Annotated in this window: 12 protein-coding genes; 5 read left to right on the forward strand and 7 right to left on the reverse strand. The window is 62.7% G+C overall.

Annotated elements, in window-relative coordinates; translation table 11 throughout:
- The first annotated feature begins 17 nt into the window (after nucleotides 1-17).
- Together rlmB and rpiA are read left to right on the forward strand one after the other, a co-directional pair.
- A complete protein-coding gene (rlmB, locus tag KHO31_RS05540) occupies nucleotides 18-764 on the forward strand; it encodes a 23S rRNA (guanosine(2251)-2'-O)-methyltransferase RlmB (RefSeq protein WP_201076260.1) in 747 nt (248 codons plus the stop codon).
- Between the two features lie 195 nt (nucleotides 765-959).
- Nucleotides 960-1,655, forward strand: a complete 696-nt coding sequence (gene rpiA / locus KHO31_RS05545) for a ribose-5-phosphate isomerase RpiA (RefSeq protein ID WP_201076258.1) — start codon at nucleotides 960-962, stop codon at nucleotides 1,653-1,655.
- Between the two features lie 78 nt (nucleotides 1,656-1,733).
- Here rpiA and KHO31_RS39150 read toward each other — a convergent pair whose 3' ends face one another.
- Nucleotides 1,734-1,886 (reverse strand): hypothetical protein, encoded by a 153-nt coding sequence (locus KHO31_RS39150; protein WP_236061307.1) that lies wholly within the window; start codon nucleotides 1,884-1,886, stop codon nucleotides 1,734-1,736.
- A 235-nt stretch (nucleotides 1,887-2,121) separates the two neighbouring features.
- On the opposite strand from KHO31_RS39150, the gene KHO31_RS05555 reads away from it, so the two are divergent.
- The 3 genes from KHO31_RS05555 (at nucleotide 2,122) to KHO31_RS05565 (ending at nucleotide 4,190) form a co-directional block, all read left to right on the forward strand.
- A complete protein-coding gene (locus KHO31_RS05555) occupies nucleotides 2,122-3,255 on the forward strand; it encodes a glycosyltransferase family 4 protein (RefSeq protein WP_211619413.1) in 1,134 nt (377 codons plus the stop codon).
- A 321-nt stretch (nucleotides 3,256-3,576) separates the two neighbouring features.
- Nucleotides 3,577-3,771: a type II toxin-antitoxin system HigB family toxin gene (locus KHO31_RS39155; protein ID WP_236061309.1), complete on the forward strand. Its 195-nt coding sequence runs from the start codon at nucleotides 3,577-3,579 to the stop codon at nucleotides 3,769-3,771.
- A complete protein-coding gene (locus KHO31_RS05565; RefSeq protein ID WP_201076468.1) occupies nucleotides 3,768-4,190 on the forward strand; it encodes a helix-turn-helix domain-containing protein in 423 nt (140 codons plus the stop codon). The genes KHO31_RS39155 and KHO31_RS05565 overlap by 4 nt, the downstream gene beginning before the upstream one ends.
- 264 nt (nucleotides 4,191-4,454) lie before the next feature.
- On the opposite strand, the gene KHO31_RS05570 is transcribed toward KHO31_RS05565, so the two are convergent.
- The 6 genes from KHO31_RS05570 to KHO31_RS05595 all read right to left on the reverse strand — a co-directional run bounded on the left by KHO31_RS05570 (nucleotide 4,455) and on the right by KHO31_RS05595 (nucleotide 12,952).
- A complete protein-coding gene (locus KHO31_RS05570) occupies nucleotides 4,455-5,408 on the reverse strand; it encodes a glycosyltransferase family 2 protein (RefSeq protein ID WP_201085690.1) in 954 nt (317 codons plus the stop codon).
- Between the two features lie 2 nt (nucleotides 5,409-5,410).
- Nucleotides 5,411-6,796, reverse strand: a complete 1,386-nt coding sequence (locus tag KHO31_RS05575) for an undecaprenyl-phosphate glucose phosphotransferase (RefSeq protein WP_201076254.1) — start codon at nucleotides 6,794-6,796, stop codon at nucleotides 5,411-5,413.
- Nucleotides 6,797-6,841: 45 nt separating this feature from the next.
- Nucleotides 6,842-7,576: a Crp/Fnr family transcriptional regulator gene (locus tag KHO31_RS05580; RefSeq protein WP_006048767.1), complete on the reverse strand. Its 735-nt coding sequence runs from the start codon at nucleotides 7,574-7,576 to the stop codon at nucleotides 6,842-6,844.
- 628 nt (nucleotides 7,577-8,204) lie between these two features.
- On the reverse strand, nucleotides 8,205-10,781 hold the full coding sequence (locus tag KHO31_RS05585; RefSeq protein ID WP_201076253.1) for a glycoside hydrolase family 2 protein: 2,577 nt from the start codon (nucleotides 10,779-10,781) through the stop codon (nucleotides 8,205-8,207).
- Nucleotides 10,782-10,811: 30 nt separating this feature from the next.
- Nucleotides 10,812-11,873: a DUF1839 family protein gene (locus KHO31_RS05590; protein ID WP_201076250.1), complete on the reverse strand. Its 1,062-nt coding sequence runs from the start codon at nucleotides 11,871-11,873 to the stop codon at nucleotides 10,812-10,814.
- Nucleotides 11,870-12,952: an amino acid--[acyl-carrier-protein] ligase gene (locus tag KHO31_RS05595; protein WP_211622873.1), complete on the reverse strand. Its 1,083-nt coding sequence runs from the start codon at nucleotides 12,950-12,952 to the stop codon at nucleotides 11,870-11,872. Before KHO31_RS05595 ends, KHO31_RS05590 begins: the two co-directional genes overlap by 4 nt.
- Nucleotide 12,953: the final 1 nt, after the last annotated feature.

Below are 12,953 nucleotides of genomic sequence, written 5' to 3' on the forward strand. Positions count from 1 at the left end.
TCAAAGGTTTGTCAGTCATGTCACGTCTCAAGGTTCTATACGGTTTCCACGCAGTGACCGCGCGTATGCGGCACGACGCGTCGACGGTCGAAGAGGTCTATTACGACGCGACGCGCAAAGACCGTCGCATGACCGAATTCCTGCACGCGGCGAAAGAAGCCGGCGTGCGTCTGATCGCCGCCGACGAAACGCGTCTGTGGGGTCTCTCGCATACCGAGCGTCACCAGGGCGTGGTCGCGCGTGCGACCGACATGCCGCTCGCGCAGAACCTGGCCGAACTGCTTGACGGCATCAACGGTTCGCCGTTGATTCTGGTGCTGGACGGCGTGACCGATCCGCACAATCTCGGCGCCTGCCTGCGCGTGGCCGATGCGGCCGGCGCGCACGCGGTGATCGCGCCGCGTGACCGCGCGGTGGGTCTGAATGCGACGGCCGCGAAGGTGGCGAGCGGCGCGGCCGACACCGTGCCGTACATCACCGTCACGAATCTGGCGCGCGCGCTGCGTGAGTTGAAGGATGCGGGCGTGTGGATTGTCGGTACCGCCGATGAAGCCACCAAGAGCCTCTATGAGACCGAGCTCGACGGTCCGGTCGCGCTGGTGATGGGTGCCGAAGGCGAAGGAATGCGGCGCCTCACGCGCGATACCTGCGATATGGTCATGCAGATTCCGATGGCAGGTACGGTCGAGAGCCTGAACGTTTCCGTGGCGAGCGGCGTGTGTCTGTTCGAGGCGGTGCGTCAGCGCTCAGTGAAGAAGAAGTAAATCCGTTTCATCAGTCGACGCCGGTCCGCTCGCCAGGCTCTCCATGCTTACGGCAGGACCGGCTCGCATGTCCCACGCAAAATGGCTGTTCCGGCGCTCACGGCGCCCATTTGGGCGGTCGCGGTGCCCGGTAAATCCGGCGCTCGCCCGCCACTCCGGTAAACTTGCGGTTTTTACTGCTCGCCTGCATTCCCCATGACCCAAGACGAACTCAAGCAACTGGTCGGCCAGGCCGCCGCCGACTATGTGAACGCCAACGTGCCGGAAGGCTCCGTGATCGGCGTCGGCACCGGCTCCACCGCGAACTGTTTCATCGACGCGCTGGCCGCCAGCAAGACCCGCTACCGCGGCGCCGTGTCGAGCTCGCTCGCGACCACCGCGCGTCTGCAATCGCACGGTTTCAAGGTGCTCGATCTCAACGAAATCGATTCGCTGCCCGTGTATGTGGATGGCGCCGATGAGATCGACCACAGCGGCGCGATGATCAAGGGCGGCGGCGGCGCGCTGACGCGCGAGAAAATCGTCGCGTCGGTGTCGGACGTGTTCGTCTGCATCGCCGACGCGAGCAAGCTGGTCGACACGCTCGGCAACTTCCCGCTGCCGATCGAAGTCGTGCCGATGGCGCGTACCGCGATCGGCCGCCGCGTGACGGCGCTCGGCGGCGTGCCGGTGGTGCGCGTGACCAAGGAAGGCGTGCCCTTCATTACCGACAACGGCAACGAAATTATCGACGTCAAGGGTCTGCGCATCAGCGACCCGCGCACGCTGGAAATGCACGTCAATGCGTGGCCGGGCGTGGTGACGGTGGGCCTCTTCGCGGGCCGCGGCGCGAATCTGTGCATGCTCGGCACGGATACGGGCGTCGAGACGATCGAATACAGCAAGGGCTGATCAGCGCGCGTTTGCGAGCGTGAGCGGGTCCGCTTCAGCGGGCTCGCGTCGACCTACGCCAACCAATGTCACCCAGCCTTACCGCGCGGCTTGCCCGATCGCCGGCATCATCCGCAGCACATACTGATCCACTGAAAACTCGGCCTGCTCATGCAGGCGCTGCCCGTACGCGTCCTCGCCGAATGGCGGCGCACCGACCAGCACCAGGTGCGCGTCGGGCGGCCGTGCCATTGCCTCGAACGCAATGTGTTGACCTTTCCACGGCGCGAGACGGCCGAACAAACCCGCGAGCCACACATGGTCCGGCGAAGCGATTGAACGCGCCGTTCGCAAGAGGCGAATGGCGAGTCATCATTATTCGCGGACTGTCGCGCGTCGAATGTGGTCATACGCACGCACAGTAAATGATGCGGCACTTACACTCGTTGCTAAGACCAAGGGTCATTTACTAATAGGCGGGGAGATCATGAAAGTGGCGATCGTGCACGACTGGCTCGTCGCACCCGGCGGTGCCGAGAAGGTGCTCGAACAGATCATTGAGTGCTTTCCCGATGCCGATCTTTTCAGTCTCGTCGATTTCCTCGAAGACCGCAGGCCACTCGGCGGCAAACCCGTCACGACATCGTTTATCCAGCGCATGCCGTTTGCGCGGCGGCACTATCGCGCTTATCTGCCGTTGATGCCGCTGGCCATCGAGCAGTTCGATCTATCGGGTTACGACCTCGTCATCACGAGTTCCTATGCGGTCGCCAAGGGGGTGCTGATCGGCCCCGATCAGAGGCACGTGAGCTACATGCATTCGCCCATGCGCTGCGCGTGGGATCTGCAACATCAGTATTTGCGCGAAGCGAACCTGACGCGCGGGCCGAAGTCATGGGCCGCGCGCGCGTTGCTTCATTATCTGCGCGGCTGGGGTTCGCATTCGGCGAACAGCGTCGACCGTCTGATCGCGAATTCACAATTCGTCGCGCGGCGCGTGATGAAAACGTACCGGCGCGATGCCGCGGTGATTCCACCGCCCGTCGACGTGCACAATTTCGAACTGTGCACGCACAAGGATGACTTCTATCTGACCGCCTCGCCGATGGTGCCTTACAAGCGCATCGATCTGATCGTCGAAACCTTTACCGCAACGCCGCACCGCAAGCTGATCGTGATCGGTGACGGGCCTGAAATGGCGGCGATTCGCGCCAAGGCCGGTCCCAACGTAACGATCCTCGGTGATCAGCCGTTCAAGGTTCTCAAGGATCATCTGCAACGTGCGCGCGCCTTCGTGTGCGCCGCTGAGGAAGACTTCGGTATTGTCGCGCTCGAAGCGCAGGCCTGCGGCACCCCGGTCATCGCACTCGGCAAGGGCGGGGCGCTCGAAACGGTGGTGCCGGTCGGCGAGGCGCATCCTACCGGCGTGTATTTCGCACGCCAATCGGTCGTGTCGATGCTCGACGCGATCGACTGCTTCGAACGGCAGAGCGAGCAGATCACGCCGGTAGCATGCCGCGCGAATGCCGAACGATTTTCCGCGGCGGTTTTCCGTCGGGCGTTCATGGCCGAAGTGACGCGCACGATTGCGGCATCAGGCTGGCGTCTGCGGGTGGCGTGAGTTCACGAAAGGGCAGGAAACGCGGTCGACTGTCTATCTATTCGCATATTGCGAACTTCGCCATATGCGAATAAACTGACTTTGTTGTGCCGTAGTAAGCCGTAACTGGCTGTTCGGTCTATGCCGTCCGGCTGGCTATCGGTCTCGATCCCGTCCCATTAGCCTTGCAGGTAGAGCGTGCATGTTCAGTGCGCGAAACCATGCGAGGAAATTCGATGCGGGTCATTTCAAAGAAAGCGTTGCTGGACTTTATAAAGAAACATCCGGAGGCGCGCAGTGCGTTGTTGACGTGATACGCACTGGCGCAGGCTTGCCTCGCGTATGGCTATAACGGACCTGAAGCAGACGTTCGCGGGCGTGGACTACGTGCCGCCGCAATACACCGTTTTCAATGTAAGCGGCAACAGGTTCCGGATCATCGCGGCGATTCACTACAACAGGCAGTCGTTGTTCGTTCGTCATGTATTGACGTATGCGGAATACGACCTTTGGACGAGGAAGAATTTAAACTCATGAATGCCGATCGCCTTCCGGGAGCCTTTCCCGACATCGCTCAAACCTGGGCTGCACTGCAAACCCAGTTGCCGATCACGCCCATTCGCAACGAGCAGGACTATCAGAAGATGGTGCGGCTCTCCAACGCGCTCGCCGATCATCTGAACGGTAACGAGGAGGATCCGCTGACTGATCTGTTTGCGATCGTCACCGACCTGATAGAGAGCTGGGAAACGAGCAACGTGACGATCCCGAAAGCAGAGCCGCGTGAAGTGTTGCGTCATCTGCTGGAGACGCACGGGCTCAAGCAAAAGGATCTGATAGGTATCGCATCGCCCACCGTGGTGAGCGATATTCTCGCGGGGCGCCGTTCCATCAGCAAAAAGGTGGCGAAGGCGCTGGCCCTGCGTTTTCATACCGACGTCAGCGCGTTTCTGTAAGAGCGGCGCAGCGCCGGCTTTGTGCTGGGCGCTGTGACTGCCACTCAGTTGGCCATTCGTCTGGCCAGGTCACAAGCATTCCTGCCTTTCTCCTCGTTTCCCTCCGCGCCACACGGGTGGCCAGCATGTTATTCGCCGGCATTGTCGCCTGATACGAGCGCCTCGCGCCCGCTTCAGGCACATAGCGGTGCGGCCGCGAGCCCTGCGGCAATTGTTTTGATAGTTCTTCTGGTGGTCCCTCGCGTGAAGCAGCGCGTTGATCGGTCAGCGCGCCGCCTCCTGCCATGCCCCGCGCATTGCGCGTAAACCCACTCGCCATTTGCGAAGCGCGAGTGCCACGCCGCCGCGCTCGAATGCCAACGACAATGCGCGCAGGAACCCCGGGTCCGCACGGTCGCCGATCAGCGTCGAGTACACGACGAACGCCCATCGGCCAGGTGGCGTCAGGTATTCGCACATGATGAGTCGGAGATTGAATGACGCGTTATAGAAAGCAGCGTCGTTAAATGTGAAGCGCTGGTCTTCGCCGCTGCGCTGGGCCGGGAAGTGCTCCACCAGCAGCGACGGGTCGTAAATCAGGGTCCAGCCGCGCCGCTGCACGTCAAGACTGAAGGCCATCTCGCAGTGAACCTGCGCGTCGGTACCACGCAAGCGGGAGTCGAAGCGCAGCGTGCCGATCGCCTCGCGGCGAAACGCCATGTTGATGCCCTTGAGCACCTGGACTTCGCGTGCCGCGCCGTGGCCGATATGGTGATTGCCGATGGTCCGGCCATACCAGCGCACGAGGCCCACGTGCGGCTTTCGCCCCTGCAGAATGCCATGGCGTTCATGCACGATGTCGCGTCCACCGAGGCCGCCGAGTGCCGGATCGCATTCGAACGCGCGCGCGATCCGCGCGATCCAGTCGGAATGCGGCGCGGCATCGTCGTCGGTGAAGCAGAGCACGTCGCCGCTCGCGCTGTCGACGCCGAGGTTGTAGGCCGCGACCACGCCCGGCTTGTGTACCAGCACGACCCAGCGGCGCGGGTCGGGCCGGGTCGCCTCGCGCGTGCGCAACCAGTCGAGCGTCGCGTAGTCGTCGTGACGTGCTATCACGATCACTTCGTCGGCGCGGCGCTCCTGCGCATCGAGCGCCGCGAGGCAACGTGCGAGATCGGCAGTGCGCCGGTACGTCGGCACGATCACGGAGACTTTCACATACGGTTTCCGCAGTGGCATGGTCAGAATGCGTTGCGGCCGACGAAACCCTTGAAAATCGTGATGAAGACGATCTTCATGTCGAACCAGAACGACCAGTTGTGGATATAGAAGAGATCGAACTTGACGCGCGTCTCCATCTTTTCGACCTTGGTGGTGGCGCCGCGATAGCCGTTCACCTGCGCCCAACCGGTAATGCCCGGCTTGATCCGGTAGCGATTCATATAGCCGTACACCTGATCCTTGTAGAGATCGTCGTGTTCGATCGCGTGGGGACGCGGGCCGACCACCGACATCTGGCCGAGCAGCACGTTCAGAAACTGCGGCAGTTCGTCGAGACTGGTGCGGCGCATGAAGCCGCCGAGCTTCGTGACGCGCGTGTCGTGGCGCGTGGCCTGCGTGAGCTGGCCGTGCGCTTCGTGGTGCACGGTCATCGAACGGAACTTGTAGATCGCGAACGGCTGGCCGTCGACACCCTTGCGGGTCTGGCGGAAGAACACGGGCCCGGGCGACCCCAGCTTGATGCCGATCGCGAGCGCGATCAACACGGGCGCGAGCGCCAGCAGCGCGGCCGCCGCGAACAGGCGGTCGAAAATCAGCTTGGGCCACATCTGCGGCGACGAGAGAGGCGTGGCGCTCAGATTGAGCGTCGGTAAACCGACGACATCGACCAGCGCTTGGTTGAACAGCGAGAGGCTGCGGACATCGGGTATGAAACGCAGATTCACGAAATCATGTCTGAAGGTACGCGTGAAGCGATAGATCGTATGTTCTTCTGAAAGCGGCAACGCGAGCCACACTTCGTTCACGTGCTCTTCGCGTACCTTGGCGGCGAACGCATCCAGGTCGGTCAGCACCGGCAGGCGTTTGAGACGCGCGCCGTACGTGTCAGCCGCTTCGATGCTGGTGTCGAAGACGCAGACCGGTTTGAAGCCGGCTTGTGGTGCATGGTCGAGATGCGCGAGCAAGGTACGCGAGAAACCGGGCGCACCGACGATCGCCACCGTGCGGAAGTTCATGCCACGCCGGCGCACGCTGCTCAAGGCCACATGCACGAGGCACTTGGTGACGATGATCAGCACGCCGGAGATCAACGTCGAGTAACCAAACCACAGGCGCGAAACGGCATCCATGCGGTGCAGCGTGAACGCCAGTACAAGAGCGGTGGCGACCACGACCAGCCATGCGGCGGCGACTCTTAACAGCATGGGAGCCAGCGCCTTGCCGCGCCACGTTTCATAAACGCCGAAGCCGGGAAACATCAGCAGCACGAGTACGCAATTGAAGGCGATCAGAAGGTGCTCGGTGTCCGACAACGCAATCGGCGTCGAAAAACGCATCCAATGAGCGAGCAGACCGCCCGCGATCACAAAGAGTGCGTCGATACATCGCGCAGTATTCCTGAACATAATGATCTGCCCCGTAATCGAACGATGCAGTCTTTGCCCGACTGTTTATTCGACGGTTTCAGCCTGGCGCAGGCGCGGCAGCAGGCGATCGAATTCGCGTTTGACGAGGCCGTAGCATTCGCAGGCGCGAGCTTCGAGACCTTTGCGATCGAGCACCTTGATATGGCCGCGGCTGTGATGAATCAGGCCCTCGTCGTGCAACTTGCCGGCCGCTTCGGTGATGCCTTCGCGGCGCACGCCGAGCATGTCGGCGATCAGTTGCTGGGTGACCGTCAGATCGTTCGATGCCACGCGGTCCACTTCGATCAGCAGCCACCGGCACAATTGCTTGTTCAACGCGTGGTGGCGATTGCAGGCCGCGGTTTGCGCGACTTGCGTGAGCAGAGCGTGCATGTACAGCAGCATCAGGCGGCGCAGGAAGTCAGAGCGTGCGAATTGCTGCTTGAGCGCCTGTGCGCTCATCCGGTAGGCGAAGCCGGCGCATTGCACCTGCACGCGGTTCGGCATGGTTTCGCCGCCCGTGAGTACCGGCACGCCGGTCATGCCTTCGCGCCCGACGGCGGCGATTTCGACCGAGCTGCCGTCTTCCATCGTCGAGAGCATCGAGATGATCGCCGTGGTCGGGAAGTAGACGTGATGGATGCGTTGACCCGAATCGCACAGCAGTTGTTCGGTGCGCAGATGAACCAGTTCGAGATGAGGGGCCAGTGCCTGCCATTCGTGGGACGGCAATGCGCCGAGCAAATGGTTACCGTGCAGATCTGATTGAAGTGTCAACATGATCGGTCCTCGCTGAAGCCGCGCGCAGCGTGACTTCGTGTTTTTTGATCCGATGCCTGCACCCTTAATCAAACAACGTGCTGCCTGGCGAGCAGCGAGGGATGAGCAGGAACGGCCCCGTATTGGCCTGGTGCGCCACCGCCGTTCTTGTAGGTGTTTGCGGCGACGCGGTGTTGCGCTTTCTCTTTAGCGAGGAGCGTGCCAGCCATGGGGAAAACGAATGCTGGTGCGGCGCAGCGAACAAAGCCTTAGCCGTCTGCGAAGCCAAACGCGGCTTTTTGTTTCAATTCTGTACAACCCCTGCCTAACGCACGACCCCTGCGCGGGGTATTTCTATTCGAGTCAAGTCCTTGATCGGATTGAGTTAGAGGCTGATGAGCGTACCTTTGCAGAGTGTGTCTCAGGTTTGCAATAGCCTTTGTGCGGGCGTTGTTGGGAGCCGTCCGGTATGTGCCGGAATTGATTCAGATGTGTTCCATACGTTGTGTACGGTGTCGTACTCAATGTCGTTTTTGGGGATCAGAAGTCGCAAAAAAACCAACAGTGATTCAATAGATCAGACAGATGAATTCGCGCAGTGCGAGGTTTTACGCGCCTCGCGAAGGGATAGCTAGTTCCGGGGCGACATTCAACCGTAGAAGGTGGCGGATATCGCATTGATCGCACCCACTTCGCCAGCGGGTGCTTCACATGTTGCATCAGCTTTAAACACCGCGTTAGATGCACGCGCAACGAATCGTTCGACGGGGAGGAGCGGCACGACGCAGGGGCGGTTCGGCGGCAGATGGAACCAGTCGTGCGCTGCGCAGTAGTGCGTGTCAATGATATGAACGAAGCGCGCAAAGCGCTTCGCTTCGATGATCAGTTGCCAGCCGTCGGCGTTGCGCTCGGCGCCGACCGTCAGGCCGAGGTCGTGACGAACGTCTGCGCGCCGCTCCGGCAGATGAACCGCCTCTGACACGATCCGGCCGCTCGCCGGGTCGCGCAGTGTCGCAATCGTTACGTCGTGGGCACGCGGGCCGAAGCGGTATGCGTGCGTGAAATCGAAGAACTGGCCGAGAAACCCGGCCGCGCCGATACGCTGCGTGCTGTGCGGCGCCAGTTCGACCGCGCGGCTGGCCGACGCCACCTTGACGCTGCCGTCGCGCAGGCAGACCAGGTCCAGTTGCGCGAGCAACGGTTGAGCACGTTCGTTCAGCAGATGAATATCGAGGCCGTTGAGGCCTTCGTCGGTCATGACCAGCTGGATGGGTTGCAGTGTATGCGCGAGGCCGTGCAGGGCGCTTTTAGGCCGTCCTGTGGCGTCGATCAAGCCCCAGCCTGCACCGGGGCGCAGATCCTGGAACTGCCAGACCAGTGCGCCGCCGCACGTGGAGCCGGCGCGCCGCCATTCGGCGAACACGTCGCCCATCAGCTCGGCGACCACCGCGCGCGACAGATCCAGATAGCGTTCGGGGTCTTCGTAACGCAAGCGCGCCGGCTCGACGCCGTAAAGCGTCTGAAGATAATGGTCGCGCACGTCGTCGAAATCCCAACCGGCGCCGAGGTCGCGCGGCACGGCCGCTTTCCAGCGCGGATCATGCAGATGGATCGTGCCCAGCGCGTCGTGCAAGGTCGCGTCGTCGGGCACATTGGCGAACGCGAGGCATTCGGCGGCGAAACGTACCTGCGAGCGGCGCACGTCGTCGAGCGGGCGTTGATAGGCGCCCACGCCGTAGTAGTGCGTGATGCGCTCATTAGTCGAAAACGGCCACGCGCCGCCCGAAGGCGAATTGCTCACGTATGGGACATCGGACCGCTCGCGCGTGGCGATGGCCGGTAACTGTTCAGTAAAGAGTGGTTGCACGCGCATCGAAGCGGGCAGGCCGAACATGGCCGCCTGCTGGTCGACCTCGCTGCCGCCGCACAGCACCGCGAGCGATGCAAAGCGCCGCGTGCGCGTCAGAAATTGCGTTGCTTCGCGCTCGATGGACGCGCTGAAGGCGGCATCGTTCGGGTAGTCGAAATTCGCCAACGCGAAGTCTTGCCAGACGAGCAGGCCGTACTCGTCAGCAAGCGAGTAGAAGGTGTCGGACTCGTACACCATGGTGCCGCCTACCCGCAGCATGTTCATTCCGGCATCGCGAGCGAGCGCGAAAGCATGGCGCAGTTGCGCCTCGGTACCGGTGAGCGTGACGAGATCCGCGCTGGTCCAGCAGGCGCCGCGGCAAAACACCGGCGTGCCATTTATGCGCAATGCGAAGCCCGCATCGTCCACGCCGCGATCGACTTCGATGCTGCGAAAGCCGATCCGTCCCAATGATTGGGAGATCGCGCGTCCGTCATCAAGCTGCAACGCCAGAGGATATAAAGTGGGCTCGCCGTGCGTGTGCGGCCACCAGCGTTCGGCATGTGGCACACGCACGGTGCCGGTCAGTGTATATGCATCGCGCCATTGCAAAGACGAAACAACGCCGCCGCAATTCAACGAGGCGTCGCACGTGTCGACGTCATGCGGATGAGCGAAACGTAGCGTTAACGAAACAACGCCGTCTTCGTCTTCAAGCCGGCTTGTCAGATCAATCGTGTCGAATGCGTGCGGCGCGTCGCTCAACATTTCAATCGGACGCCATGGGCCAACTGCCTGCACCGATGGACACCATCCCGGCATATGACCGAGCAGGGTGGTGCGCACGTTGCGCAAGGTGGATGGTGTAACGAGCCTTGGCCGCCAGCGGGCGCGTGAGCGCTTTGCCCCCAGCGCCGGCGTCAGCGAGCGAAAGCACAGCGCAAGTGTTGCGCTGCCGTGCAGGTCGATGTCGAGATCGTGCGCGATGAACATCGAATCCGACGTGAGACGCATGATGCCGTCGAGCCAGACTTCGGCGAGCGTGGCGAGGCCGTGCAGGCGCAAGCGGCGTGTGCCGGTGCCTGTCAGCGTGAGCCGGTACCAGTGGTCGTCGAAGGCGAGCGGCGGCGGATTCGCGGCGTCCAGCAGGCCCACGGCACGGCGCGCGCTCGCCACCGTGCCGGGCACTTGCGCGGCGAGCCAGCCCTGCGCGGGCAAGTCGGCGGGCGACGCGCATGCGCCGGCCGGCGTGCTGACGCATTGCCAACCCGTGTCGAGCTGCTGTGGCCAGAGGTCCTGGGGTATGGCATTGGGTGCGGCAATGTCCGCAAGCGAGCCGCTTTCATCCGGTACCCGGTCAGTCGTCAGCGCATCCACGGCGATTTCCTGAAGCTCGAAGCGAGCTTGTCACAGCACCAGCGCGGCAAGCGGCGGCAGCGTCTTTTCATAGGCGCTTTCGAGCACGTCAAAGCAGTCTTCACACGAATCGTGACGCCCGCGCGCGATGGCCCGCACGAGCCGGAACTGCATCACCATCGACTCCGACGCGATGCTCTGTGCTGCCTCCGGGATCGACGCCGGCATCTCGAAGCCTTGCGCGGAGAGCCACACCAGATACTTCGAGAGAAATTCGAAGTTCGCGCCGAGCTGCCGCATCAGGTTGAACGAGTACGGATGGAAGAACGCCTCGCCGCGTTCAAGCAGCGTGTCGAGATGTGCGGGAAACGCGGCGCGCCACTGCGAGATCGGATTGGTCAGCGGTCGCCGGTTTAGATGCGCACACAACAATTCCGCCGATGCTTCGGCGAGCGCGGTGCCCTCCAGCGCGGGCCGCGCCTGCTTGGCAAATTCGACATAGGGAAACAGCAGATCGGGCTGCTGCGCGAATTGCGGCAACTTGCGAAACACGCCGTCGTAGTCGTCGCCGTCGAGCAGGTGATAGCCGGTGTTGTGGAAGTAGCCGAGGCGACGTGCCGCGGGATCGATAAAGTCGATGCCCACGGTGGTTTTCGGATGTTCGCGCCGATACGAGGTGGCACGCGTATTCGGCAGGTAATAGCCGTCCACTTCCACCAGCACGGTATGGCCGCGCAAGGTCTGCGCGAGCACGCGGGCTTCGAGCGAGTCGTAGATCGCCAGTTCCTGCACCTGAGTGCCGTACAGCCGCTCGAGGTCTTCGAGCGGAAATTTGAAGAACGTGAACTGATCGCCTTCGAAGTCCTGCGTGACTGTAAAGGCGAGCGCCGCGCGCGGATCGAGCCCGAAGCCGTGCAGCAGTTCGATCCACAGGTCGACGTAGCAGTTGGTTTCCTGCCAGACGCGCTCGCCTTGATGCAGCGCGTGCGGCGCGTGCTGGCGCAGCGGCGCGGTGGGCAGAGCCGCTGCGCCCCCGGCTGGCAGATCGAGCCGGCGGGGCAACGGGAAGGTGGATTGCACGCCCTTCGGCACGGGGATCAGGGATGGATTCATGCGCTATCTCCGGCACCCTGCGCAGCCACCGTGCCAGCCGGCTGCATGGACTGCAAGCCCTGCGCCACGCGCGCCTCGGTGTCGCCCCACAGCAGCGCGCGCACATCGTCCGGCCACGCGTTGACGTCGAGCCCATGATGACGGAACAGCGCCAGCGTGATGCGCTCCATACCGAAGCCGACGCAACCGGTGTGCGCCACCGCGCCGTCTTCGCACGCGATTTTCCAGATCGCGCCGAAGTGGTCCATGTGATAGTTGAACGAGAGACACGCAGTTTTGCTGTCGGGGTTCGCCACCGGAATCAGCAGTTCGAACTTGAGCGCCTGGGCACGCTGGCTATCGGCGACGATCTTGCCGCCGCGACCGAAGAACGGATCGTTGGCGAGGTCCACTTCCACCGGCAGTTGCAGCAGCGAAATCAGCAGCGAGCCGCGTTCGACCCACATCTGCCGGAACGCCATCACCTGGTCGGCGCTGCCGAGGCGCACATATTCGCGCTGCCGGAACATCTGCATGCGGCCCGGATCGAGCGACGGTTCGTGGCGGAAGCAATACGACAGCACGTCGATGGTGCGGCCGGCGGCGGGCAGCGGGCCGCGCCGGGCCATGACCGGATAGATCGGATAGCAGGCGGCCGGCGTGAGTACCACGCGGGTCGGCTTCTGCTGCGCCATCCATTCTTCGCTGCGTTCGTCGTCGCGCTCGGTCATGGCGTCGTCGAGTGCGCGCAATAGGCGCTGGTGGCCCATGTCGCTGCCGCAGAACGAGTGGATCGTGCCGGCGAGGTTCGGGAAGCTCTTCAGATATTCGCTGTCTTCGAAATCGGTGCGGCGCATGGCGGGCGGAAAGCGCAGCACTTCAGGCTGCTGGTCCGCGCCGAGGTGGGTGATCGCCACGTTCAGGCGCTCCACCACGTCTTCGAAAATCTGGCTGCGGCCGTACAGGCCATTTTCACCGGTATCGATCAACAGGCCGGCGGCGAGCAGTTCGTCGCGGAAGGTCGGCGCCCCGGATTCCGGAGCGGCAGTGGCCAGCGCGGCGGCAGCAGCCAGCGCGGCGGTATCGGTCATGGTGTTCATC

Origin of the sequence: Paraburkholderia domus, assembly GCF_905220705.1 — a bacterium.
Lineage (GTDB): Bacteria > Pseudomonadota > Gammaproteobacteria > Burkholderiales > Burkholderiaceae > Paraburkholderia > Paraburkholderia domus.